A 25,656-nucleotide genomic window follows, 5' to 3' on the forward strand; every position below is an offset into this window, starting at 1 on the left:
GGTTGGTTGTCAGACCGATTCCGAGGTTTCTGCCTCATCCACAGCCTGATTATCGCCCTCAAGGATGCCGAGTTGAGTATCGATCTCCTGCTGGCGCTGCCGCAACCATGCGAGCCGCTCGGCCTTGTCGAAAGGCTTAGCGACTTCGGCTTGGATGTCGGCCATACGCTTTTCCGTCCGGGCAAGATACTCACGCTCTGCTTCGAGCACCTCTTCCATCCGGCGCAGCGTATGCTCCAGCACCATCACGAAGCCGGTCGGCGTTTCCGCTTTCCCGACCTCGTAGTCGATCCCGCCGCGAATGAACATGCTCTTGCCGAACTCGCGGAGAGTGGATCCCTCGACACCGATTCCGAACCCGGCAAGCCGGCCGATGATCCGCTCTTCTCCGACGCGGACGCCGTGAGCAGCGATCATGATGGCCTTGCCGGCCTCGGCGCGATCCTGATACCGCTTGCCATCGATTTCGATGACGAAACGGTTTCCGGACACATCCTGACGGGTCTTGATGTCCGCCTCGATCGCGGCGATCCGCTTCTGGATCGTCTCGATGCGACTTGGCAGCACCGCCAGTTCATGCTTGTTGCGCCACTGCTGCTGTTCCCACTGGGATTTCAGCAGCGTGAGCTTGGCAAGCTCGGTATCGACACCGGCCTTTTCCAGCACCAGCGGGTTGCCCGACGCCAAGGCTTTCACCTCGGCATAGGACAGGGCGGCAAGTTCCACGTCCTCGGCGCTTCGCATCTGGGTGTCTCCTTGCATGACCTGGGCGATGAAGCGCGCCTTGGTCTCAAGTGTCTGCCAGATGTAGGCGTCGAAGCTCCCTTCCGTGACGTAACGGTAGATCCGCACTTCTTCGTTCAGGTTGCCCTGCCGAATGATGCGACCTTCCCGCTGCTCCACATCTGCCGGACGCCACGGGGCATCCAGGTGATGCAGTGCCACCAGACGGGTCTGGACGTTGGTCCCGACACCCATCTTGCTGGTGCTGCCCATGAGCACTCGAACGCGCCCCTCTCGCACAGCCTTGAAAAGCTCCTCCTTGGCGGAATCACTCTCGTGGTCGTGGATGAAGGCGATCTCATGCCCCGGAACGCCCATCTCGACCAGCTTCTTGCGCAGGTCGTGATAGACGTTGAACCAGTTACAGGCCTGTGGGGTGGACAGATCGCAGAACACGATCTGCGTACCCCGGAAGGCAGCCGTTTCAACCCAGATCTCATGCACCTTTTGGGCGCAGAGATTGACCTTGCTCCCCTCGCAGTCTGAGGAGAACACGTCGATCAGCCGCATATCCAACGCTGCCTTGCGGCCATCGTTGGTCACGGCCAGCATATTGTCTTCGGACGGCAAAACTTCACCGTTCCTGATTTTCTCCGCCCGCGCCACGAGGGTTTGGACGAAGGCCTTGAGGTCTTCAGTCGGCTGGGCCGTTACCGTTTCCTTTCTGGCTTTTGGCACCGGAAGTTTGATCATCTCCGCCGTGCGAATGTCCGCGACCTCCCTGAACATGGACATCAGTTCAGGCAGATTCACGAACCGCGCAAAGCGGGTCTGCATCCGATAGCCGCTGCCGTCCGGAGAAAGCTCCAGCGCCGTCACCGACTCGCCGAAGTTGGCCGCCCAGGCATCGAACATCTCCACCTGTTGGGCCTCCAGCGTCTTGGGTTGCAGATACCGTTGCATAGTCCACATCTCGGCCATGCTGTTCGATACCGGCGTCCCAGTGGCGAAGACCACACCCGTCTGTCCTCCTTGCTTACCCATGATGTATCGGGTTTTGACGAACATATCGAATGCCCGCTCCGAGTTGCTGTTGGGCAACCCGGCCACCCTCGTCATCTTGGTGAATCTCCAGAGGTTCTTGAAAAGGTGCGCCTCGTCCACGAACAGCCAGTCCACACCCAGATCCTCGAAGTTGAGAAGGTCGTCCTTCTTGTCCTTCGCGGAGAGCTTGGCGAGACGGGCTTCCCACGTCTTCAGGGCGCGAGCCAGTTCCTTGACGATGCGATTTCCGCGGTCCTGCTTTTCAGCGCGGATGGCGTCCTCGATCACAGCGATTTCATCCTCGATGTACTGTTTCATGAACTCATCGCTCATCTTGATCCGTTCGAACGACGCATGCGTGATGAGCACGCCGTCCCAGTCGCCTGTGGCGATCCTTGACAGCAGCGCCCTGCGTTTATCACCTTGCAGATCGTCCTTGCTCGCCATCAGGATGTTGGCACCCGGATAGGCCCGCAGGAATTCGGCAGCGAACTGCTCTAGCATGTGGTTCGGCACCACATACAGGGGTTTTGCCGCCTTGCCCAGACGCCTAAGCTCCATACCAGCGCAGATCATGGTGAGGGTTTTGCCCGCACCGACCACGTGAGCAAGCAGCGTGTTGTTGCCGCTTGCCGCAATACGCCAGATGGCATCGAGCTGATGGTCATGCAGCCGGTACACCCGTGAGAACCCAGGAAGCACCATATGCTTGCCGTCGAAGCGACGCGGTATGACGCTGTTGAACTGGTCGTTGTACAACCTGACCAACCGTTGCGCACGGGCTTCGTCAGCCCACAACCACTCCTGGAATTTGTCCTTGAGCAGCTGCTGTTTCTCGCGGGCTGCGATGGTCTCCTTTTGGTTGACCACCTGCTTGTCTTTGATCGGGTCACGATCGTAGACCGTAGGCACCGTCTGGTTCAACGCCTGCTCGAAGAGCGTGATGGCATTGACCCGGTTTGTGCCGTAGGTTTGTGTCGCCGCCACGCACCACTTGGTACGATAGTCCGGCTCCACATTCCAGGCACCCGCCTTGGCGCTGAACGAGATCCTGGTGTCTGTCGTTTCCAGGATTTCGTTGATGAACGCTTCGTAGTCGCTCGCCGGAATCCAGGTGGACCCCAGTCGAGCACCGATTTCGCTTGGCGTCAGGTCGGCCGGAATGACCATTTCCAACGCTTTTGCGTTACCGGCGAAACGATCTCCCGCGAGCCGAGCCACGACCAGCTTGTGCCGGACGTTGCCGGAAAGATAGGCATCTGCCGTCTCCCATTTCTCCGTTTCCGGGTCGAGGAAAACAGCGCCCATCTCTTCGAGTTCCTTCATGGCTTCGCCGCCCGGTTTCCCAAGCAGTTCGCCAATCCGTTCCTCGACGATTCGTCCGTGTTCTGCGACACAGACCAGAAGCGCATCCTGCGGCGTGTCGCACCGCTCGACGCGCTTGAATACTCCTACCGTGCGCCGGTAGAAGATGTCCGCCTTCTCTGCGGTTTGACTTTCCTCGTCCCACCGCTCCAGCGAGAGCAACAGCGGCAGATCGGGATCGCCCTTGAATGCCGCCTTGTTCACCTTCGCATGGATGAAGCCATGCTTGGCAACAAAAGCGTCATAGGACGCATTGAGCGCGACCCGGTACACATCGAGAACGGCATCGTCCTCGGTCTCGGTTTGCGCCCGGATGAGCTTTCTCGCAGCATCGCGGATTTCCACCATGCCAGCGATCCGCTCCAGGGTCTTCTGCGGGGCCTTGTAAAGCAGCGCCTCGGGCCAGGCCACCTCATACACCTTGCCGTCGATCACCCGGAAACCCGGACGATGCTGCTCGGTGAAGTCGAGACGCACGACATTGCCGCATTCGACATCTTCCTCGTGGGAGGTGTAGATGCCCTGCGGCAGCATCTCGACGCGGCGGGCGAGTTCTTCGGCGAGGTTGTCGCCTTCGAACACGCAGCCGGTTGATTTGCCGTACCCGTTATCGGTGAGCTTGAGCTTGCCGATCACCCATTCCGGGTTTTCAGCGAACCACTGGTTGCACCGGATATAGTCGCGGCTGTAGTAGGACTTGAACCCACCGTAGATCGGCGAGCTTGGGTCCAAGTCAACCGCAGCCAGCCACCCTTTCCCCTTCACGGTTTTGCCGTTCAGGGGCTTTTGCAAAATTACCACGTCGGTCGTGACCTCGGTGTTGGCGATTTGCTTGAATGCCTTGTTCGGCAGCCGAATTGCGGCCACCAGATCGGCCTGTGATGCCAGATACGCCCGCACGCGCTCATCTGCGGCATCCAGCGTGAAGCTGGACGTGATGAACACCACCAGCCCACCCGGTCGAACCGCTTCCAGCGCTTTGGCGAAGAAGTAGTTGTGGATCGAGTAGTTGGCATACGGGACGTTGCGCAGTTCGGCCACCTGATAGTTGCCGAATGGCACGTTGCTGATCGCCAGATCGAAGAACCCGGCTGGTACGTGCATCGCCTCGAAGCCCATGTTGTAGACATGGACGCCGAAAGGCTCATAGAGCGCCTTCGTGATCCCGGCTGACAGCGCATCAAGCTCGATGGCCGTCACCTTGCTGCTGCGAGCAAGATGCTCAGGCATCGCGCCGACGAAGTAACCCACGCCGGCGGCAGGCTCCAGGACGCGACCGCCCTTGAAGCCAAGGCGTTCCACCATCCGCCACATCGCCTCGATGACTTCCAGCGAGGTGTAGTAGGCATTGGGCGTGCTGGCCTCGGCGGAGCGATGCTCGTCCGCGGACAGCAAGGCCTTAAGGCGCTCGGCGCGAGCAACCCAGTTTGGATCGCTTTGCTCCAGGTTGAACGCCTGGGGTAGACCGCCCCAACCAGTGTACCGGTTGAGAACAGTCCGCTCCTCGACGGTCGGTTGCCGGTCTTCGGACTCCAGCTTGCGCAGAAGTTCGACGGCGGCGATGTTGGCCTCGTACTTTGTCACGTCGCCGGTCAGACCGGCAAAGACAGACGCATTGATGCGAGGCCAGGTTGGCTTGGTGGTCGTGTCGTTGCTTACGACCTCCTTCTCTTGGTGGGTAATTTCCACCTCGCGCTGGCCGATGACCCCAAGAACTTCGATGGGATCTTCGTTTGGCGCAAATCCTGGCAGCCAAAGGCATGCCTCGGCGATCTTCTTCAGTCTCATTTTGTCTCCGGAAACAAAAAGCCCCCGGAGACACCTCGCCCCTTGCGGGACGAAAGCATCCCGCAGGGGCGGTTTGAAAATCCCATCGCGGCGTCCCGCGATGAGCACTAAGCGCTGTTTGTTTCTAGTCGCCAGCTACGACCATCACCCTTTCGGTTACCCGAGAGGAAGAATCCTGCTTTCCGCAACCGACGCAAGGCATCGGCTCCGGAAAGCCCCGCGCTCAAGGCGCGGGGTGTTGATAATTCAGTCTCAATACCTCAAAGAAGCCTCAAGTGCTGCGACCTGCGCAGCCTTGAGGGAGCCGAAGGTCTCAGGCTGAGTTTCGGTCATCTGTAAAACCCAGCAATTGCCGGATCTCCACAGATGTCCGGCGGTCATGCCGGACTTCCCGCGCACCAAATAACTTCCATTGGTGCGTTTCACGATTGCTCGCTGCCCGTTGATCTCAATCCATCTGGAAAGATGCCTCCAGACAAGATCCGAGACGACACGAGCATCGCTGTCCGAGACGATGGCGTGACGGTAGCTGGCCCCTCCCCGATAGAACGGCTGCTCAAGAGAGCGAATCGTCCAGCCGGAAAGGAGCTTTTTCACGGCATCATCAAGCCCTGTTGACTTTGCTTCCATCAGGGAAATCATCGAAAACCTCCCCATCGAAGATCAAGCTTTTCAACTGGGCGAGCTTTTCCGATGGCAAGTGCGGCTCCATCATCTTCATCCCAGCCTCGATGGGGCCGACCGCACAGCAGCCTATATTGGGCGGATCTCCATAATGCAGGCTATTACCGCCTGTCTTGGTAAGGCGATCCGGCAGAGGCAAGGGACTGCCGCCAAAATCGATATAGCGCACGCAATCCTGCCAAGTCTCCTTTGACATCTTCGAGCAGTTTTCTGGCATCTGCCAGTTCTGCGTCGATGTCAAATTCACCCGCCTCACGCATCTCCGCTTCGGCAAGACTAACGAGGTCTTCCAGCGCCTTCACAAGCGCCTGGTTGCGCTCGATCAGCTTGGCCGTGATGTCCTTCTTCGCCTGGCACTCGAGAGCCTCCGTCGGGATGCCCTTGCAGGCATTGACACAGGCCACGATGCGGCGAGCGTCCCACTCATCATGGATGAACTCGGCGATCGGGCGACCGGAGCCATCGACGATGTGTCGTCCGCGATACGGCGCCACCAGGGGTTCACCGGTTTCCTCGTTGTGGGTTGGCCGCAGGGTATCCCCATCGAGCCACATCCCATCTGGAATGACTCGCCAGGGAAGCCCTGCATCGTGGATCATGTGATTGACGATCCTTTTGTTTTCTGCCCGCAGCAAGGCATCGGCAACCCAATTTTGGCTGCCGTCGTTGCCGTATTTCATGTGGTTCCTCCAAAAGGTAATGGAGCCACCACCCCAACCGGGGTGATGGCCCCGGTTGGGGAATCCGCCAGTTGGCGGGGTTAAACGAACAGACCCCAGATGCCTTTGTCGGCATCCAATGGGGCAACTGTCCAAGATTTCAGCCCTTGCGTGCGCTCAAGCTCTTTACCGAGTCGCATGCAATGAGCTTTGGTGCCTTTCGCCCAGAGGTACCGGCCGAGGTTTTCGACATGGACCATCACAGCCTCCCTGTTGCCGCGAATGAGGTAGCCTGAGTTCCAGCGACAACGAAATGATCCAGCACTCTGACATCCACCAAAGCAAGAGCAGACTTGAGAGTGTTCGTCATCACCTCATCGGCTCTCGATGGTTCCAGCGATCCAGATGGGTGGTTGTGAGCGAAGATCACTGCCGCTGCGTTGACGGCAAGGGCCTTCTTGACCACCTCGCGCGGATAGACGCTGGCTTGATTGACCGTGCCGCGAAAAAGCTCGCCCGCTTCGATGAGCCGGTTTTGTGAATCGAGCCACAAGCACCAGAACGACTCATGTTCCAGGTGCCCGATCTTCGAGCACAGAAACGTCTTGGTTGTTTCCGGCGAGGAGAAGCACAGGTCTTCTTCCTGCATCCGTTCCTGGATGCAGCGGACAAAAAGCTCCTTCGCCGCAGCCAGGGCAGGATGAACTGTGTAGGGTGCCACGCTCTCGCACAATTGCGGCTGGCGAGGCCTGGTAAAACCGAATAGCTCCGCCAGCGGCTTGGCCGCAAGCAGTTTGGCTGTTTCCCGACCCACCAGCGTCGCCAGTAGGTCGGTGTTAGACATTATTTGATTCATGGTACCTCCTTGAACAAAAAAAAGGGGCACCACCTCCCTCGCCGGGACGTGATGCCCCGACGGGGTTGATAAATGCGATCAGGGACGATCTGATCGCCTTTGAGTGCTGTTTGTTTTGCCTCCCCAGCTAGGAGGATCAAGCCGTTGGCGTAGCCAGCGACAGGAATTCCGCTTTGCTCAGCACACCTAAATGCGTTCAGCAAAGCATACCAAGAAATCTCGGTCTTGTGTCGCGGGAAACATGCCGGGAGCGGCTCCCTTGCGGGCAGCCACTCCCAAGCACAAATCAGAAGAGCGCCAACTGTGCCCCAGGCGTTGGGACACCAGGGTATGCGGTTAGCTCCTCTAATGGTGACAAGATTACGTCTTTGGCTATGGGAAGCTCACGGATCTGCCCATTGCTTTTCCACAGCAGGACGGCGTGATCGTTGCCAAGGGTTTTGTGGTCGCAATACACGGCCACCGGGTGACCGCGCAGCGAGAACCACTTCGGCTCTTTGCCCGCAAACCACAACGCTCGCCAACCAGACCTACGGTGGCGTGCATCGTAGTCCTTCGCTTCGGCAAGCGGTAGCGGGCGCGTGCCAGGCAGATCCAAGACGAAACGGACCACCTGCGCGCATACCATCGTCTTGCCATTTACCGCCACGATCAATCCCGTCTTGTCGCCACGTTTGCGGCGACCGGATTGGATCGCTTTCTCGTCATGGTACACCAGAGTCGTTTCCCCGGCGTACAGCGACGGCGGAACGAGCCTGTACGCTTCGACATGCGGTGGCACGGCACCTCCGTACGGTCCCGTAATGGTTGCAAAGACCGTGTAAAGGAATCCGCCGTATTCGGCCACCCGGACAGGAACTGGTTTGTTTCCCTTGTGTCCGATCGCAAGATGGCAGGAGTTGGCAGCGGCCAACGCCTCCCAGCGCTCAGCTTGAACCCTGATGCCGTCCATCATTGCCCCCTTTCAGAGCCCACCGTCGCCTTGTCAACAGCCCTTTGTGCTTTATCCAAGGCGGCTCTGATTGCGCCGTCCTCGTCGTCGAAGAGCGGCTGCATTTGAGCGATTTGCTCAATGCAGTCTTGTAACGCCTCGAGCAGATCCGGCGCCGCGGCGATGAGACGCGCATTGGCCTCACCCATCGGGGACGGGCTGCACACGACATACCCGTCTTCGTCGATGATGGCACGGTAGCCTAAGTTTGCACCCGGAACGTTGTCATCGATGAACCATACCGAATTTACGTTCCGCGCCTCAGGTTGATGATCCCACCGACAGGCATTGTAAGCAGCAACGATGCGCCGCTTGATTTCTTCCTGCTCGGAAGGACTTCCCGGCCACATCATCTCACAGACCTTTCTTCCTTCTTGGTCCGTGATAAAACGGCCACTGGGGACAAGTTTGATGCGATCACTCATTGCCCACCTCCCCCTCTTTCGAGGCATTGGTGCCGGCCTTGAGGATCTTGTCCGCCGCAGAGAACACCCTGGCCGCGCTCTTCTTGGCGAACTCTTCGGCTTTTGCCGACGAGCCCAGCCATGCCTGGACGTAGCCTCGGGCTTCTTCGAGACCGGGCAATCCCAGGGTTGCGCAGCAGAGGAAAGCCACGGACTCCGCCTCCGCTTCCTCAATGGCGGTGTCGACGACGCCATCGTCGATGAAAGCAGACTCTGCCTGCTTGCTGTGCAGCAAGCAGTGCGCCAGTTCGTGGAAGGTGGTCTTCCACGGCAGCGCCGCCAGCGGGTTGATGGCAATCTCGCCTTTGTTTGGCCGAGCAAGACCTTGGCAATTGCCGTCGACATGGTCGAACGGCACTTCGGTGATTCCAAGGTTTTCCAGGGCCATCCTCCGATCCCACTCCGGGGTTTCCGGAGTAGACACGGTGCCGGGGTTTTCCGGATCGGTCGGCTCGGTCTGTGCAAGGGCGAACCAGTTGTTCTTCATGACAAAGAACAGCTTGGTTGCTTCTTCTTCTGTGCCATCATCCTTTCGGATGAGCTCTTTTTTTACAATCGGCATCCAAAGGGCGATGGCTTTTTCGCCCTTCTTAACCTTTCGTCCTAACTTCTTCCAGCCGTTGAAGCTAGAGATGGGTCCGATGGGAATACCCCGCAGCGTCATCTCAAACATCGCCAAAGCCTGGTTCCCCAGACTGTAACGATGGAAGAGGTTGTAATACTCACGGAGCTTCCCAGGTTCGATAAGGATGGACTGAAACAGCTCCCCCCAATCTGGGCGTTCACGCTTTTGTTGTGGCATGGTGGTCTCCTTGAAACAAAAGGCGGAGACACCATGCCCCTAGGGGGGGACAGAGGGTGTCCCCGCCTGGGGTTTGAAAAACAACCGTGCTATACTGGCCGCATGAACGAGTCACGCAAACCACCCTTCACGGTCATCAATGGCGGCAAGGAAGAACTGGAGCGCAAAAAATATCTCCTGTTCAACCAGCCGTGGGTTTTCGATCACGACGAGTTTGATCGGCTCTGCGAGCTTTTCAAGCTGTCGCGATCAGAAGCGTTTGACTTGGGCCTGATGCGAATCAGGCATAAAGCCAAAACCAGTTATGAGGCCGCCGCCGTGCTTGCCGTCATGGAAGGAAGCGGTAACGCTTCCGATATTCTGGCAAGAGGACGACGCAAGAATTTCAGACTCGAAACTTCCGAGCTACCAACTCTTCCTCGATCATTCGCACCAAGCGACGCAAGTCCCGTTTGAGTTCCTCGTCACTCAGACGAGCTTCCATGTTGAGCGCATCATCACGACGAGCAAGAAGCTCACGGTCCGATGCCTGCTCAAGCCGCCTGTAAAAGGCGGCCATGTCGAATAAGATGCCCATTTGATTCTCCTTTCGATGAATCGCCTGGGCGCATGCGTCCCCTCACCGGGAACGAGCGTCCCCGGCGGGGTTGATGGATGGCGCCCAGTTCTCCGAGCGCCTGCTTGAGTGCTGTTTCGCTCATTGAGCGCGGCCAGCTACCGCTTATCCCTGCGTCCATTACGGAACCCAGAGGATTTTCAAAGACGCGCATCGCGCCTCTTTGAAAATCCCCCGCGCCTCGCGGCGCAGGGGGAACACGGATTACCCGCACGAGCCGGTGTACCCGCAGTTCGTGCATTTGTCGCAGCCGTTGTACTTGATCACGGCCTTGACGCCGCACTCAGGGCACTCGCGGCCTGCCACACCGTACTTCGGCGCTTCGCCGGCGAATGCCGGTTCCACACTTCCGCTCACCCGGCCTTCCTCGTCGAGGATGCCGAGTTGCGCATACCGATGCAGCAGCAGCCTCGCAATGTACGAGACCGTGGACGGGAAGTTTTGCTGCTTCTCGCTTCCCGGAACCTTGGCGAGGAAATCCCCTTGAGGTTCATTGTAGCTCAGCAGTTTCCGCAGCTTCATCCCGATCCACGCCGGATCGACGATACGCATGTCGATGGACAGCAGCTTGCATAGGCCGTCCAAGGTCTTGGGATACTCTCCGGCAAGCCAGACCGAGTACGGCCGGCGGGTGCCATCAGGCATCTCCAGTTCCTTGACGAACAGCACGAAGTCATCCCCCGTTGCCGGGTTCTTGACATCCACCGTCCAGGACAGCGTGCCGCCCGTGCCCGTCTTGGGTTCCTTGCGGAACATCATGGCCGACGTGAGGGTGTTGTCACCCTCTTTGTCGAACCATCCAATCTTGGCGCAATGATAGGCAACCAGCCACGTCAGCGCGGCAACCGCGCCTGGCATGGTTTTGGTTTTTCCGTCCGGGGGCATGGGCATTTCGAATGGCTCGCCCCTGCATTTCTGCAAGGCTTCGAGCTTGAGCTTCAGCCAGCCGCGATCATAAGACCGCATGTCAGCCGAAAGCGTCTTCGCGATGGCCCCAAGCCCGCGCGGGCATTCGGAACCATTGACCCATACCTCGAACGGGTGCACGTCGCCATTGACGAAGTGTCCGATCTGCACGGCGAAATCGCCTTCCGGCGACTCCACCATGTAGGTGTGGGACGGGTTGCCGTCCACCATGTGCGGGCGATCCAACCAGCGCATGCTCTTGAGCACCGTTTCCGGCACTACTGCGAGCTTGAGACGCCGATCAGGATCAGACTCGTCCAGGTCTTCCGTCTGTTTCCTGGCATCCGACGACGAAATCAGCACGGCGCCGATCTCATCGTTCGGCCGATAGGTGGTCAGACCCTTCAGACCGGATTCCCACGCCCGTCGATAGAGGTCCTTGAAATCCTCGAATGGGTAGTCAACGGGCACGTTGACCGTCTTCGAGATCGCCGCATCGACATACGGCGCCAGGACCTCCAGCATCCTGATATGGTCATCCGCTTTCAGGGTCGCCACCGACTCGAAGTATTCCGGCAGGTTGCCGGTGTCCCCGCCCATCTCGCGATAGACGAGGTAGGCATAGTCCACCAGCTCCACCTCCTGGCGCGTTCCATCCGGTTGCAGAATGAAACGTTTCTGAACGAAATCGAAGACCGGCTCGCAACCGCTTGAGCAGTTGTTGCCGAAGGTCAGCGACCCCGTGCCGGTTGGAGCCAAGCTCAGAAGGTGGCTGTTGCGGATGCCGTGCTTCCATATCTCCTGCATGATGTCCGCAGGCAGGCGGCTCGCAAACGTGCCCTCCTCCAGGTACTTCTCGGCGTCGAACAGGGAGAATGCCCCGCGTTCTTTCGCCAGCTCCACCGACGCCAGGTAAGCCACGTCGCGTATCCGCTCCATGACTTGCCTCGCGAACTCACGCCCCTCCGCCGAGCTGTATTTCAGGCCCAGCATGATGAGCGCGTCACCGAGACCGGTGATGCCGATACCGATGCGGCGCTTGGCTTGCGCCTCGCGCTTCTGCTCCGGCAGCGGCCAAGGCGTGAGATCGAGCACGTTGTCCAGCATGCGGACGAGTACCGGAACCACTTCTTCGAGCTTGTCGAAATCGAACCAGGCCTTCGGCGTGAAAGGCTCACGCACGAGCTTGGTCAGATTCACGTGCCCCAGATCGCAGCAACCATAGGGAGGCAGAGGCTGCTCCCCACCATTCTGTTACTTTCGGCCTTCGCCTACCGACCAGCCGTCGGGCTGGCGGGAAACCGCTTCAGGTTTCCTCTCCCGCTTCTCCTGTCGCGTCATACGGGAGTTCAGACTGTTGCACCGTCCAAGGTGGACGCCCGCTCGCTCAGTCGTTCGGGCTGCACGGCATTCGCCTGCTTGCCCCTCGTCGCCCACGCCTGGGCTTCCGAGTCGATCAGAGCGGGTTTTTCCATGCCGGATTCCGCCGGCAGGCCGCATGCATACGGATTGGTCGCCGCAATGGTCTCGATATACCGGAGGTTGTTGTCCCGGTTGATCCGATCCAGGAACACCACCCCAGGCTCCGCGCGCTCGTAGGTCGCGCGGATGATCTTGTCGTACAGGTCGCGGGCGCGCACCTTGCGGTACACCCACTTCCCGTCCTCGCGCCGGTAAGCCCCTCGCGCCTTGATGTCGGGTCCTGGCTCGGCCACATGGACCAGCTCGAACTCGCCATCGGCTTCGACAGCTTTCATCAGCGCATCCGTGACCCCGACCGACAGGTTGAAGTTCCTGAACGGGCGGCGATCCCACGGCATGTTCGGATCATCGACGCGCTTGCACACGATGAAGTCCTCGATGTCCGGGTGATCGCAGCGCAGGATGCCCATCTGAGCGCCGCGCCGGCTGCCTGCGGAGATCACCGTCGAGCACATGGAGTTGAAAATCTCCATGTACGAGATCGGCCCGGACGCAAGGGACTTGGTTTTTTTGATCCATGCCCCTTTCGGCCGGATGGGGCTGAAGTCGTATCCGACCCCACCACCCAGTCGCATCGTCTGCGCCGCTTGGCGCGCCGCCTCCATGATGCCCGGCACACCATCCACCGGATCGAAGACGGAATCAGCGATGGGTTGCACGAAGCAGTTCACCATCGTCGTGTTCACGCCTTCAACCCCGGCGGTCGCGTTGATTCGACCGCCCAGGATGACATACTCCAGCGCATTCCGGAAGATGACGCCCCACTTCTCCTGGTCCGATTCGTTGCAGGCAAGCCCGCGCGCCACGCGATCCAGGATTTCTTCTGGCGAGCGTTCGCCTCGACCGTATTTGGTCATAAGCGTCTCGTAAGAGACGCTTTGCAGCGCCGGTTGGGCGCCAAGTCTCAGATTTTTCATCTTCATTGCTTTCTCCTTCGTGCTGGTTGACAGTTACCCCTGACAGGGCCTGCCGTAACGCCCGCGACCAGGCGCTATGGAAGGCCCTGTCGAGGGGCGTTGAACAAACACCCAGCGCAAAGGAGAGCCCCGACCGGGGCATCTCCCCGGCTGGGGTTGATTGTTTCAAAATCCTCCTGTATAGTATCAATGTGATACTACTCTAGGAGATCGTTATGAACCTCATCGTCCGATTTAGCAATACCGTCTCACGCTTCGAGACCACGCATCAGCGCCTCAAGGACATCGCCGAATTTCTCGGGGTGTCCCAGAACAAAGCGGCTGCCTACGCGATCAACCAGGCCTGGGAGCGTCTCGCCGCAGACGAAGAGATGCTCGAAGCGCTTGAGTTCAAGCGCAACGGCGTCAAGGTCGGAGGAATTACATACCTCCATACCGACCCTGCTTTTCTCGACCGGGTGCGGGAGCGGGTCTCAAATAGGGTGCCTCTCCCGCACGATGACGACGACAGCCTCGAAAACGACCTGCTGTTTCGCTTCCTCAGCAAAGAACAGCAGGCCGCGATTCGGGCCGCATCCGATCCGGACGAGAAACGCCGCCTCAAGGCGCGGTTCCTCAAGGAAACCTCGCCCGAGGCTGCCGCCGACAACTTCCTCGACTAGTCATCGAGAAGCCCGGCGGCTTTCGCGGCTTCGTAGCACTCCCGCAGCCGCCTCTTGGGGAGGCTGCGGATATTCCCGACCTGCCTCTTGACCTCGCAGATGGGGATTTTGTCCCTCTTGGCGAAGTCAATCCTGCTGGTCTTTTTTAGTCCGACCAGTTTTGCTTCGTCCTCCCCGATGACGACCTCGGTGGCGAAGGCCTTCGCCACCTTTTGGCTCGAAATGAACGCTATTTCGAGCCATACAGCAGCCACTTTAAGAACAAGACATGGCCGCAGCTTTCTTTCCTCCGTTTCGGAAAAACGAAACGGGGCCAAAATAATATCGCCTTCTTTCACGATCGTCTCCAAACCGGAAGCCGTCCGGCGTCGGTCGCGGAGACGCCCCTCACGGGAAAGGGCTCCCCGCGAGGGTTGTGATTTACGGCATGATTGTATTGCTACCGCCATGCCACGCTCGCCGGGTAGCAGGACGGCATTACTGCCGCCCCGCCCCCTAAGAACCGTACGTGCGAGTTTCCCCGCATACGGCTCAAGCCTCTGCAAAGCTCCTTTTGACAGGAGCCGGCAGTTCACTTACCACCTTGAACGGTCGGTTCTGTCAAGGCGCACCTAAGCCTTGGGTTTGGATGCCCATACGGGCATCTTCGTCCCGTGTGGGCTCTAAGTGTGATTATCCCTTGCAGAACAATCACTTACGCGACATCACGTCGCACAGTGCTGTTTGTTTCAGGTCCCCAGCTAGGACCATCCACCCATCGGAATATTCCGACAGGAAGAAACCCGGCTTTTCGCAGCGTACCGTTCGATGCGCTCCGAAAAGCCCCGCCTTACGGCGGGGTCCTGCTGTTGTTGCTACCAGATCGATTCCGCGATTCGCCTTGCCTCTTCGGCAAAACGTCCGCAAAACACGACCTGTTCCTCCCTGACGAGCATCCTTCCTACGACTGCCACATGCTGGCGGACACCGGGATCCAGCTTCCAACGTTCCCGTATGTATTCGCGATAGTCGCCATCGAAGCCCAAAGGCGGCGCGAACGCCGAGGCTGCCCCTGGTTCGGTGTCGATCCGGCTGAAGTGGACAATCCCATACATGGCATCATCCCCTCAAGCAATGCGGCGCATCAGATGCGCATCGATGGATTGGACGGCAGGGAAGCCGTCACGTCCGTCTCGGTTGAGGATATTAAGCCAGTCCAGAGACTTATGGCCTGGCGGAATCTCCCCTGCCGGGACGATGGCGCTTGCCTTGACCCCAGCCTTCCATAGGCGTTGGACCAGTCGCTTCGCAGCTTCCTGTCCATGTCCTTTTGGGTGCTGTTCTGTCGGTCGATCCTTGTCGGCGAAGACTATAACCCGGTTCACTCCGGCTGGGGGAACGAAGTTCTCCAGCAGGAGTGCGTTGACCGCACTCCACACCGGAAGTCCCGTTCCTTCCATGACCGCGAGGGCCGTTTCCAGCCCTTCGGCGATTGCGAGTACCGGACCCGGATCGACCAGCCGAATCGCTCCACCGATGATCTTTCGATCCTTCGGATAGCTCATCAGCTTTTTGGGCGAATCGACAGGCGCCTTCTTGCCATCCTGCGTCAGGTACGTCCGGTGAATCGTTACCGGATTGCCTTGAGCTCCAGACACCATGGCGATGATGGCTGGATATTCCCCGATCTTCTTGTCGCCGTCGTAGTACGCCAGCGACGGATGAAACCGGAGAGATTCGGGCGGTAGGATCGATATTCCGCGCCGGGCCAGATAGAGCCTGGCCGGCTCGGCGTCGCGATCCGAGATCGAGATCGACTCCCTCCATACCCGATTAAGCGAGAAACGCAACTTCTCGTCGTCCTTGCGGTCCGCACGCTCCTGTTGCGCAATCCTGGTTACAGGTTTTACACTGCCCGCATGCAGGTACTCGGCTACCGCCCTGAGGGCGGTTGAAAAATTCCAACCGTTTGCCCACATGAGCGTGGCAAACCCGTCGGGGAAAACGCCGCAGGTGTTGCAGACGCTCCCGCCGGTTTCCTCGACGTCTTTGAATACACGGTAGCCGTCCCTGCCACCATGCACCGGGCATGGAACATGACGACCTTTGCGTTCCAGCGCTGGTGTCAGATGGGGCGCAAGCGCCCTAATGATTTCTTCCCAACGCCATTGCGCCAAATGTTTTACTTCCTCGGCTTTCATGGTTTCCTCCTTTCTGTCGCGAGACATCCAGGAGTACCCCTGCAAGGCACTCTTGGATGCCCCGCGACGGGGTTGAAAGAAACCAGCACGAGGAGCCCCCCAGCCAGGGAGAAGCTCCCCGGCTGGGGTTGGTCTTGATCAAGGAATGTATGGACCCGACCCTGAGTTGAACGCCTCGTCCAATGCTCGCTGCAAGCGATCACTGGATGCACGTTCGCGCATCAGTATTTCGCGGGTCTCGCGAAGCCGATCAGTTGCACTTTGTTCAGCATGGTGATTCTCCTTTCAGAATAAGAAAAAGGCGGTCGCACCATGCCCCCGGCGGGAGCATGGCGTTCCCGCCGGGTTATCGAGTGGAGATTACTGCGTTACTGCGGCGCTTCCATGCACTCACCCGCCATGAACGCAACCCACTGGGCTGCTTTGGCATAGCTGGTGAAGCGCGCGTGGATAACACCATCGACATAGACGGCATGCGTGTATCTGCCTTGCCGTTCGGCGACGATCTCCATCGCTGGTGGCTGGTACTTCGGATGAGCCCACAATTCCTTCCGGGACTCCACATCCACCAGTTTGACGATGCAGTGATCGAGGATGCTGACGCCCCATGATTCGCCTTTCGCAAGGAGAATCGGCACTTTGAGGACGCCGCATGAGCGGGCAACCGTGCCCACTACATCGCTCTCCTCCAGCCAATCGCGGCCTGTCTCCTTATCTCCGTAGAAGAGACGGAGCGGTTTGCCGCTCTTGCGATATCGCTCAAGAATGCGGCGCACTTCGATTGGCGTGTCGGGGTGAAACCAAGTGACGCTGAGATTTGCCTTCCTGGCCTCATCTAGCGCACGCTGATAATCAGCGTATTGCCTAACTGTCCCCTTCTCGTCCTCACGGACCGTGATCGGGAGGTTGAGGATTGCGACCAGCTGCTTCAGCTGTCTGAAGACATAGTCGAACCCCATCGTCGAAACCCATCGATCCGCAGAAACAATGAAAAGCTCCTGCTGAGGATTTACTGTGATGTTCATTGCGCCTCCAAGAGAGTCTGCCGGAGGCGCCGATCCCCTGCTGGGGACATTGGCGTCCCCGGCGGGGTTTCTGAATGACAGCCGGTCGCCCGTCTGCCGCCTCAATGCTGCTTTTTTTCGAAGGCCAGCTACCTTCTTTTCTCCTGGCTTACGCCAGAACGAGAAATCTGGTTTTCCGCGGCGCACTCCGAAGAATGCGCTCCGGAAAACCCCGCACCGAAGCGCGGGGGTATTGCTTAGATCAGGCTACCGATGTTGGCCTTGATGCGACGATATTCGCGCATCAGCACCTCCAGATCGGTTCCCTCGAAGTCGGCCTCAAGACGGATGTAAATTTCGTCCAAAGCTTCTTTCGATGGGGCCTTTTCCATAGCCTTGATCGCTGTCGCGAGCTTGGCATTTGGCTCGGCAACGAAGGCCGTGCCCTCGTTCCCTTGACCTGGGGGGCTTTCACGCTGCTCCTTCTCTTCAGGAACTTGATCATCGTCGATTATCACCGGGGTGTAGTTACCCTCGATGACATCGTCCAGATTCAAGTTCTGCGCTTTTCCTTGCTCTGAAGCCGCATCCATCGCCAAAGCCGTTGCCAGCTCCGGGGATTTCGGCAGGAACTTGCACAGCCGCCGGATCACCGTCTTTAGCCCCATTGCCACGAAGTCGGAATCCCAAACGGATTCCTTCTTGTACCGCTTGGCTGCCTGGTAGCCTTTGCTGTTGTCACGGATCTTCTCGACTTCCTTGCGGCTCATCGCCACGAAGGTACGGGAGCCATCCTTGAACACAGCAACAGCGTAAAACCCGACAACCTCACCCCGCTCCTCATCGGAAGCAGGGAAGCCGCCGGGCCCTGTGAGCGGCTCGTGCTCTAAACGGCGCTCCATCCCGAGCCTGAGCGTGAACTTGTCGTTCACGCGAACCTCGTGCGCGTAGATGTCCTGCACGAGCCCGCTCTGTCTAGCGAGCTTCATCAACCCGGTGTAGCCTGGGATGAGTTGGCACTGATCTCCGAAGGGGACCAGGTGCGCCTCACCCATCAGTCCGACCTCCAGGCCTAATTGCGAAGCCTGGATAACCGCTGCGAAGATCGACCGGGGGTCGCATTCGGCCAACTTCGGCGTCATGCGGAATGCCGTCAAGGCGATCCGCGCCATCCGGTCGGGGTTGATATGCTTGGGCAATGCCCGAGCTATTTCCCCCTTGAATTTTTCCAGCATCGCCGGAAAACTTTTGACTTCTACCTGATTGTTACGATTGATATTTTTGAGAGTTTGGAGTGCCATGGTAGATCTCCTTCTTTTAACTAACAAAGAAAAGGCGGTCACACCATGGCCCCCGACGGGAGACATGGCGTTTCCCGCCGGTTAAAAAAATTGACTGCTACTTGCTGCCGTCGCCCCGATCGAAGTTCATCGGGGCACTACCGTCCCACGCTCACTCGCCGAGATCAAAGTTGGCTGCCCAGCGCGGTAGGTTGATCGTCTCGATCTCCCCGCCAGGCTGGTAGCCAGGCCAACTTTCGTTCTCGCGGCACCACTTCAGAAGCTGAAGAGCTGCGCGATACTTGGCCCGGCCGACCTCGATCATCTCGTCGCTCGCCTTGTAGGCCGCGACTGCATAGGGCGCTTCCTTCTCGACGGCGATGAAGTAGAAAGGAATTGTCCTGCCGGTCAGGGCTTTGAGCCCATCCTGGTAGAACGCCGCCTGGGTGTCGTAGCCGAGCGTAGCGATGGCACGTGCGAAGCCATCCGCACTAGCGTCGCTAGTGGTTTTCACATCGACGATGCCAGTGATTGTTTCGCCGGTTATGGCCAGGAAGTCCGGGCGACACTTGCATTCGATGCCCGTCTCGTGGTCACTCCATAAGCCAGACATCTCGGCCAGGCCATTGGACAGCAGCTTGGCCGCTCCAGCGTGAGAGATCACGCTGGTGACCATCTGCTGGATAGCCACCATCTGCTCGGCGGTCAGCGCGGTCTTCCCCGCGTTTCCCGCCTCCCAGGCCTCTGCTGCCGCCTTACCTTCCTTGGTGCGCCGATCAAACTTCGGCGCCACCACAAAGGATTGGCTGAACCGATCAGGCTCAAGCAGCGCCGCATGGAACGCTGTCCCGAGAACCATGGCCGGGGTCGGCTCGGGCGGGTTGGTCACGTATTCCCGGTAATGGGCTGGCGAACGCATGATGCGCACCAGCGCCGAGTGACCAACCGCAGAGTGGGAATGGTATTGATCTGCGGGCATGGACAGCAGACCGATTTTTTCAATTTTCATAGTGCCTCCTTTCGCCGGGGGCACCTTCTCCCCAGCCGGGGAGAGGTCCCCGGCATGGGGTTGATGGATGCCGATGCGGTTGCCCGCTCGGCGCTTTGATGCTGTTTGTTTGAGAAGGCCAGCTACCTTCATGTCTCTTTGGCATAGCCAGAGAGAACAATTCCGCTTTCCGAAACGCACCTCACGATGCATTTGGGAAAGCCCCGCGCCGAAGCGCGGGGCTTCAATCTACGCCAGACTAAAAAGCCCGGCGAAACATTAAGCCACTTTGCGAACGCCCCCGGCCATCCGCAATGCCTGTCGCAACATCTTTCGCGTTTCCGGTGCCGTGCACCCGGACTGAAGACGCTGGTGGAGTTCGCAGGCCATGCGAAACGGGATCGAACGGAACAAGTGGGTTAACATAGGATTCATATGGCATTCTCCCTGCTTGTTAACGCAGCATCATCGCGCAATCGATTGGCATTGAAAACTAGGATTGGCATCCTGCAGGTATTGCCTGTTTTGATACGCTCTGTGGCAACCCCTGCAGGCCGGAAGTCTCTCTGCACGAAAAGCTTCCGGCCTGCGGGGGTTTCCGCAGGCTTGTTTTTTTACCGGAGCCCCAGCGCCCGGACGATCGGGCGGCTGATGATCAGCCCGGCAAAGATGCACATCGCAATAATTGCGATCTCCATAGTGCCTCCTTGAGGTTGAAGCGGAGGCACCACGCCCCTTGCGGGAGCACGTGATACCCCCGCAGGGTTGATGAAATGGGTGGAACCTGGCTCGAACCTTAGTTCATGGCAAACAGCTAACGCTTGCCGACCGGGGTACCCCGTCCATGAACGATTTTCCTTTGCCAGTTCCTGGGAAGTTACGCCACGACCTCGAAAGCCGCGGTATTGGATGTTGCCGGCGTCACGGAGACTTCGGCTTTCGCCTTGCTGCGACGCTTGCGGGACTTGGTCGTTTTCGCCGGGATCGGTTCCAACTGTGGCATCGGCATGCCACGCCGGATGAACGTCGGGATTTCGTACCTCGACCAATCTTCCTCGCCATCCTTACGGACGGCCATCGGCCTCACATCCGGCGCGCGGACAGTGCCGGGATGCGCGGGTTTCGGCATCGCAAGCGCGAATACCAGCTTCCCCGCTTTGACCAAGCCGCGAAGCGCGATCTGCGCAGACCCAAACAGGGCCATAATGAGCAAAAACTTTTCCATGGTACCTCCTTGAGGTTGAAGCGGAGGCACCACGGCCCGCGAGGGCAGTGAATGCCCCCGAGGGGTTGAAACACGCCGCCGCGCATGGCACGGTCGGCGTACTGATTGCTGTTTATTTCGCCTCCCCAGCTAGGAGGGTGAACATTCGAAGGCGTCACGCACTTCGAATGGTTAGATAAATTCTAGCGACCGAATTGGGAATGTCAAGCGCCGTCACGATGCCAAACAGGACGTTTTGGTGTGCTTTTCGACTCGGTTTCAGCGACACTGTTTTCTAGGATGAGTGTCTGTGGTCCTTTATCGAGTCCTCCGCGACAGAAGCCGCGGGTATCTTCGGGGGGTTCTATGGCAGCGCCGACGTCATCGCAAGACAAATCCAAGAGTCATCCTTACTTCACCCAGAAGGTCAGGCTCCACTCGTTCCATGCGCAACAGGTATTTGACCGAGGGTATGAACAGTACGCGAACGCAATCTTCTCCCTGTCGGTCGTCTTGAGAATCGTCGGCTCCGACGAACAGGCCCGCGAAGTAGAGGGCATCGTCGATGAGCGGATGAACAAGATGTTCGAGGATATACGCGGCGAAGTCGCCCGCCTCGAGAAGCTTGCGGAAGCGAACGGGATCGAGTTCAACGGCATCGAATATTCCAACCCAAAGGAAGTCGAAGCGAAGATTTCGTCCCCACGTGCCGTACGCTACGTCGGTCTCATCCGTGAGTTCGATGGCATGGTAGCCAAGTTCGATACTCTCTGGTTATCCGGCGTCATCCCTGATGGCGACTACTCCCGCAGCATCTTCGGATGGAAGCGCCGTCTGCTTCGCCTGGCCGGATCCGCCCGGTCGATTTCCGCGCGGGCCATGGTGGCTGCACGCAAGAAAGGCATATCCGTCGATGAAACCGCCGAAGTCGCGACGAAAGCGGAAACTATCGAGACGCCGACCGCGAACACCACATAGTTGATGGAACTCAACCCCTATCAAGAACGCGCCGTCGCGGCATCTGGTCATTGCACGATTCTCGCCTGTCCCGGTTCCGGCAAAACTCGGGTTCTTTCGGTACGTGCGGCACGGCTGCTTGCCAATCACGATAAGGGACGGCTCTGCGCAGTGACATTTACCCGCGATGCTGCGGAAGAGCTTCGATCCCGGATTCTTGCTGCCTGCGGTCAGGACCATGCGCGGCGCCTGGCCGTTGGCACCTTTCACTCTCTGGCGCTTGCGCAGATCAAGCGGTTTAGCGGAGGGAAACCTCCGCGCTTGCTGTCTGAAGGCGAGCGCCTGGCCGTTTTGTGGCGTTGCTGGCAACAGCATGCACCGAACATCGCATTCGAAAATGTCGTACAAGCTATCGATGCGCGCAAGGCCAGACTCACTCCCGTTCCGTTCTCCGATCCTTCCCTCGAATCCGTATTCAACGGCTACCAGGAAGTCATGGAGTCCGAGGGGGCCATGGATTTCGCCGATCTGTTACTGCTCTCTGTGCACCGAATGGCAAGCGGCGGCATGCCACCGCTCCCGATCCGCTGGCTGCTGGTGGACGAGGCGCAGGATATGGACGAAGTGCAGGTGGAGTGGATTCTGCTGCATGGGCGCGCCGGAGCCGATATCACGCTGGTTGGCGACGACGATCAAAGCTTGTACGCTTTTCGCCACGCGTTGGGATACGCCGGGTTGCAGAAGATCTCAACCGAGTTGTCAGCGACCGTGACCACCCTGCCGGTCAACTACCGGTGCGCACCGAACATCCTTGCTCATGCCGCCAAACTGATCGCCCACAACCGCAACCGGGCCGCCAAAAAGATCACCGCCCACCGCGAAGATGTAGGCGAGATCAGGGTGATCCGCGCTCCCGACCGCTGGGCCGAAGTCGATCAGATCGTCGAAACCATCGAGAAAGGCGCTCAGGACGACGAATGGGCAATCCTTGCCCGAACCAATCTGATTCTCGACACCGCGGAACTGGCTTTGTCCGGCATCGATAGGCCATGCGTCCGCACCGGCGGCAAGAGCGTTTGGGAACATTCGATCGGAAGCGTATTTTCCGGCCTGCTGCGTTCCGTCGTGGATGATTCTTGGACTGGGCTGGCGAACGCACTTTCTTTTTGCGGCATCCATGCCGAATGGGTCAATGAGCATTCGCGTCGTTCGTTCGGAGGTTGCATTGCTCGCCTGGAATCCGCGATCGAACAAGCTCCAGACGACGATGGTAGTCGGAAGACGCTCCTGCGCCTGCGCATGGGGCTTACCTCATGGCGCGAACAAGCGGCGAAGGGGCGGGCGACGCTCGTCATTCATGGCGTCGCCGCTTTCCTGTCCGATTATTGCACGCCAAACCAGGCGAACCTGCTGAGAAAGCTGGAGGAATCCCTTGTCAGGATGCCCGGATCGCTTGCCAAGCGACTTTTAATCCTGGGACGGTCAAGTCAGAATCGCCGCAAGCCCGCCGTGCAGATCATGACATTGCACGCCTCGAAGGGCCTCGAATTCGACAATGTCTGGATCATGGGTTGCGAGGAAGGCAACCTGCCCCACACGGATTCGACAGAGGAGGATGAAAGACGCCTTCTCTATGTTGGCATGACCCGAGCCCGACATCGGCTCATCCTGAGCAGCGCCATCGAGGAAGGTCTTGCATCGCGCTTTCTGGATGAGGCGGGGCTTTCTTGAAATGATTCAAAAGTGTGCGCTTTTGACCCGGAAGAACGGCATTGCCATTTGGTAAATTGGTCGCAAACTACAAAAAGTGCAAATTAGTCCGTCAATCCTCCCCGCCCTAAAGGGCGAAGCTTGTGCCCCAAGCTCGGTTGACCAGACCATGCGCGAGCAATCGCGCGACGTGTGATGGAAGTGCGAAGACCCACCCGCAGATGCTTCCTCAGTCCGCAGCTCTGGAAGAGAGGGATGCAGACACGGCAAGGGAGCGCCACGAAACGGTCCCTCTCCCGGCGGGAAACCGCCGAAGCTGCCATCGCACACGGTCGAGGGGAGCGGTCCTGATGGACCCGTCACTGGTCCCGTAAGGGACGAACGTAAACAAGTAGGGATATTCGTGGATCAAGAGAGCGACTTGACGAAAGGAGGAAGCGGGAAAAGGGGCGTGCCCTGCACGCCGCGCTCTCCCTCCCCGGCCTAAAGGCCGGGGTTTCCCGCGCAAACTAATGATGCTGTTAATGGAAAATTCAACGGCTGGCAACCGCAACTGCCCTACCCGTGGCGAGTCCGTCCGGTAACGGCGACGCTGCTTCAGGAGGGGTTCCTGGAGTAGTCGGGAAAGTCACGCCTGTCAGGCACGAGCACGGTCATCGAGACGGCTCGGGGCAGGAAGAAAACCAGTGCGCACTTTTGCGTACGTTTTTGAGAGCAGCCGATATGCGCATCATCCAAGAAGACGAACTCAAGATTCCTGGCCGCGTTCTCATCAACCGCAAGCAGCTTCTACAGATCGTTCCGCTATCGGATCGGACGATTTACGAGCTTGAAAAGCGCGGCGAATTCCCGAGACGATTCGCCCTCACTCCGCGATCGGTGGCATGGGATCTGGGGGAGGTCGAAGCATGGATAGCGGAGAGGAAGGCGGCGGCACAACAGCCCAAAGCGCCGGGTCGCCTTTTACCCAAAGGTCGATCATGTCTGCCCAATCCTGAAGCATGACGCGACGCTGATCGGCGTATTCAGCCTTGTTGTAGATCGCTCTTACGCCCTTTTGCTCATGGGCGAGGCACTTCTCGATCCAATCCGTGTTGTAGCCAGCCTCGTGAAGCAGAGTGGATGCCGTCCGCCGCAAGTCGTGGACGCAAAACTTCCCCAAAGGCTTCCCATCTTCCTGCGCCGCCTTCCACGCCAGGGTCGTCACTTGATTCAGTGTGGCCTTGCTCATGGGAATGTCGGGATCGTAGCGGGACGGCAAGACGTAACGCGACCCACCCGCGCACGTCTTGAGGGCAATAAAAATATCCAATGCTTGGCGGGACAGGTACACCACGTGCGGACGCTTTCTCTTCATCCGTTCCGCTGGAATGGTCCAGGTCGCCAAAGTAAAGTTGACTTCGTCCCACGTCGCGTCGGTCAATTCCGACTTCCTGACCATCGTCAACAGCAGCAACTTGACCGCCAAGCGAATGGTCGGTGCGGTCGATACGCGCTCCAAGTATTGATAAAGCAACCAGATCTCTTGCGGAGATAGCGCTCGGTCTTTTGGTTGGAAGCGCGCAATGGATGCGGGCCGCACGAGTTCCGCGGGGTTTTCATAACGATGCCCGCGATCCAGCGCGTACCGATACACCATGTGGACGACTTCACGCGCATGAACGGCTGTTGCCGGCGCACCTCGCGCCACGATTTTGTCGCATAGTTGCCGAAGATCTTCGTGGCCGATCTCCGTCATCTTGAGTCGACCAAACGGTTCCTTTAGATCACGCTCATAGACCGACCGGCGCATGTCTCTTGTGGACTCAGCCATCGGGTAATGCTTGAGCCACAGTTCAGCCCAGGAGCCGAACGTTTCGGCGTCTCTGATCTTCCGCATCTCCCTGGACTTCTGTCGCGCCGGTGATTTACCTTCGCTGACCAACTTTTTCGCGGCCAGGAGCCTTTCTCGCGCTTCAGCCAGCGTGATGCCATCGGCCCCATAACGGCCGAGCACCAGCGTTTCCTGGCGACCATTGAGTCGGTAGTTGTAACGGAAGGAGATCGTCCCCGCGGGAGTGACGACCACATACAGACCGTCGCGGTCGGCGACTTTGTACGGTTTCTCGCTGGGTTTGAGGCTGCGAAGCTTGGTGTCGGACAGCATCTCGATACCATCACCGAAAAAGCGCCGAAATACGGCATTTTTTCTTTGTTCGTCAATAAGTTATCGGATATCGATACCATCTCGGGCACTGCGCTCGGTCGATGGCATCCGCCGCAGCCCATGATACCAGATCGCAGAATGCCAGCAAATATACCAGCAAAAATCGACCGCTTACCCCTGCCTGACGCTGCTAGACCTTGCTAGAAAAATTTCTGTTTTTTTATCCCT

19 protein-coding genes and 2 pseudogenes are annotated in these 25,656 nt (G+C 58.6%); 5 read left to right on the forward strand and 16 right to left on the reverse strand.

The genetic code is table 11. The features are described 5' to 3' along the window. Window positions 1–9: 9 nt before the first annotated feature. The 7 genes from EPD82_RS02145 to EPD82_RS02175 form a co-directional block, all read right to left on the reverse strand. Window positions 10–4,920, reverse strand: coding sequence for a helicase-related protein (locus EPD82_RS02145; RefSeq protein WP_141054912.1), 4,911 nt, complete (start codon window positions 4,918–4,920; stop codon window positions 10–12). Window positions 4,921–5,172: 252 nt separating this feature from the next. Beyond that, the gene (locus EPD82_RS02150) at window positions 5,173–5,562 is read right to left on the reverse strand and encodes a hypothetical protein (RefSeq protein ID WP_141054915.1); all 390 of its coding nucleotides are present in this window, start codon (window positions 5,560–5,562) and stop codon (window positions 5,173–5,175) included. 143 nt (window positions 5,563–5,705) lie between these two features. After that, the gene (locus tag EPD82_RS02155) at window positions 5,706–6,284 is read right to left on the reverse strand and encodes a hypothetical protein (protein WP_141054918.1); all 579 of its coding nucleotides are present in this window, start codon (window positions 6,282–6,284) and stop codon (window positions 5,706–5,708) included. Between the two features lie 238 nt (window positions 6,285–6,522). Continuing rightward, window positions 6,523–7,119 (reverse strand): JAB domain-containing protein, encoded by a 597-nt coding sequence (locus EPD82_RS02160; RefSeq protein WP_141054920.1) that lies wholly within the window; start codon window positions 7,117–7,119, stop codon window positions 6,523–6,525. A 286-nt stretch (window positions 7,120–7,405) separates the two neighbouring features. After that, entirely contained in the window at window positions 7,406–8,074 is a 669-nt protein-coding gene (locus tag EPD82_RS02165) for a hypothetical protein (RefSeq protein WP_141054923.1), read from the reverse strand. Continuing rightward, window positions 8,071–8,535, reverse strand: a complete 465-nt coding sequence (locus tag EPD82_RS02170; protein ID WP_141054926.1) for a hypothetical protein — start codon at window positions 8,533–8,535, stop codon at window positions 8,071–8,073. The genes EPD82_RS02165 and EPD82_RS02170 overlap by 4 nt, the downstream gene beginning before the upstream one ends. Continuing rightward, on the reverse strand, window positions 8,528–9,376 hold the full coding sequence (locus EPD82_RS02175) for an ArdC-like ssDNA-binding domain-containing protein (protein ID WP_141054929.1): 849 nt from the start codon (window positions 9,374–9,376) through the stop codon (window positions 8,528–8,530). The genes EPD82_RS02170 and EPD82_RS02175 overlap by 8 nt, the downstream gene beginning before the upstream one ends. Before the next feature lie 102 nt (window positions 9,377–9,478). Between EPD82_RS02175 and EPD82_RS02180 the strand changes: the two genes are divergently transcribed. Then, window positions 9,479–9,832, forward strand: coding sequence for an acyl-CoA dehydrogenase N-terminal domain-containing protein (locus tag EPD82_RS02180; RefSeq protein WP_141054931.1), 354 nt, complete (start codon window positions 9,479–9,481; stop codon window positions 9,830–9,832). A 364-nt stretch (window positions 9,833–10,196) separates the two neighbouring features. Here EPD82_RS02180 and EPD82_RS02185 read toward each other — a convergent pair whose 3' ends face one another. Together EPD82_RS02185 and EPD82_RS02190 are read right to left on the reverse strand one after the other, a co-directional pair. Then, entirely contained in the window at window positions 10,197–12,131 is a 1,935-nt protein-coding gene (locus tag EPD82_RS02185; RefSeq protein WP_141054934.1) for a hypothetical protein, read from the reverse strand. Window positions 12,132–12,398: 267 nt separating this feature from the next. Further along, a pseudogene (locus tag EPD82_RS02190) lies at window positions 12,399–13,303 on the reverse strand (ribonucleoside-diphosphate reductase, adenosylcobalamin-dependent); the annotation flags it as partial. A gap of 209 nt (window positions 13,304–13,512) precedes the next feature. Here EPD82_RS02190 and EPD82_RS02195 point away from each other — a divergent pair. Beyond that, window positions 13,513–13,959, forward strand: coding sequence for a hypothetical protein (locus tag EPD82_RS02195; protein WP_055424276.1), 447 nt, complete (start codon window positions 13,513–13,515; stop codon window positions 13,957–13,959). Here EPD82_RS02195 and EPD82_RS11870 read toward each other — a convergent pair. The 6 genes from EPD82_RS11870 to EPD82_RS02225 form a co-directional block, all read right to left on the reverse strand. Further along, on the reverse strand, window positions 13,956–14,297 hold the full coding sequence (locus EPD82_RS11870) for a type II toxin-antitoxin system PemK/MazF family toxin (protein ID WP_170210766.1): 342 nt from the start codon (window positions 14,295–14,297) through the stop codon (window positions 13,956–13,958). The two genes, EPD82_RS02195 and EPD82_RS11870, sit on opposite strands and share 4 nt — an antisense overlap. Before the next feature lie 768 nt (window positions 14,298–15,065). Further along, window positions 15,066–16,139, reverse strand: coding sequence for a DUF7146 domain-containing protein (locus tag EPD82_RS02205; protein ID WP_206202149.1), 1,074 nt, complete (start codon window positions 16,137–16,139; stop codon window positions 15,066–15,068). A gap of 368 nt (window positions 16,140–16,507) precedes the next feature. Further along, window positions 16,508–17,164 (reverse strand): hypothetical protein, encoded by a 657-nt coding sequence (locus tag EPD82_RS02210; RefSeq protein ID WP_141054943.1) that lies wholly within the window; start codon window positions 17,162–17,164, stop codon window positions 16,508–16,510. Window positions 17,165–17,400: 236 nt separating this feature from the next. Then, on the reverse strand, window positions 17,401–18,444 hold the full coding sequence (locus tag EPD82_RS02215) for a recombinase RecT (protein WP_170210767.1): 1,044 nt from the start codon (window positions 18,442–18,444) through the stop codon (window positions 17,401–17,403). Window positions 18,445–18,595: 151 nt separating this feature from the next. Then, entirely contained in the window at window positions 18,596–19,432 is an 837-nt protein-coding gene (locus EPD82_RS02220) for a PD-(D/E)XK nuclease-like domain-containing protein (protein ID WP_170210768.1), read from the reverse strand. Between the two features lie 856 nt (window positions 19,433–20,288). Continuing rightward, complete coding sequence (locus tag EPD82_RS02225; RefSeq protein ID WP_141054952.1) at window positions 20,289–20,636, reverse strand: hypothetical protein; 348 nt, start codon at window positions 20,634–20,636, stop codon at window positions 20,289–20,291. 345 nt (window positions 20,637–20,981) lie between these two features. Between EPD82_RS02225 and EPD82_RS02230 the strand changes: the two genes are divergently transcribed. The 3 genes and pseudogenes from EPD82_RS02230 to EPD82_RS12335 all read left to right on the forward strand — a co-directional run. Then, on the forward strand, window positions 20,982–21,593 hold the full coding sequence (locus EPD82_RS02230; RefSeq protein WP_170210769.1) for an AcaB family transcriptional regulator: 612 nt from the start codon (window positions 20,982–20,984) through the stop codon (window positions 21,591–21,593). Window positions 21,594–21,596: 3 nt separating this feature from the next. Next, window positions 21,597–23,303 carry an ATP-dependent helicase gene (locus EPD82_RS02235; protein ID WP_141054958.1) on the forward strand — a complete coding sequence of 569 codons (1,707 nt, stop codon included), beginning with the start codon at window positions 21,597–21,599 and terminating at the stop codon, window positions 23,301–23,303. Window positions 23,304–24,005: 702 nt separating this feature from the next. Further along, window positions 24,006–24,137: pseudogene (locus tag EPD82_RS12335) on the forward strand (helix-turn-helix transcriptional regulator); the annotation flags it as partial. Window positions 24,138–24,147: 10 nt separating this feature from the next. Here EPD82_RS12335 and EPD82_RS02245 read toward each other — a convergent pair. Beyond that, window positions 24,148–25,428 (reverse strand): tyrosine-type recombinase/integrase, encoded by a 1,281-nt coding sequence (locus tag EPD82_RS02245; protein WP_082438393.1) that lies wholly within the window; start codon window positions 25,426–25,428, stop codon window positions 24,148–24,150. Between the last annotated feature and the right edge of the window lie 228 nt (window positions 25,429–25,656).

The sequence above is a fragment of the Tepidiphilus succinatimandens genome (assembly GCF_006503695.1).
GTDB classification, from domain to species: Bacteria; Pseudomonadota; Gammaproteobacteria; order Burkholderiales; family Rhodocyclaceae; genus Tepidiphilus; species Tepidiphilus succinatimandens.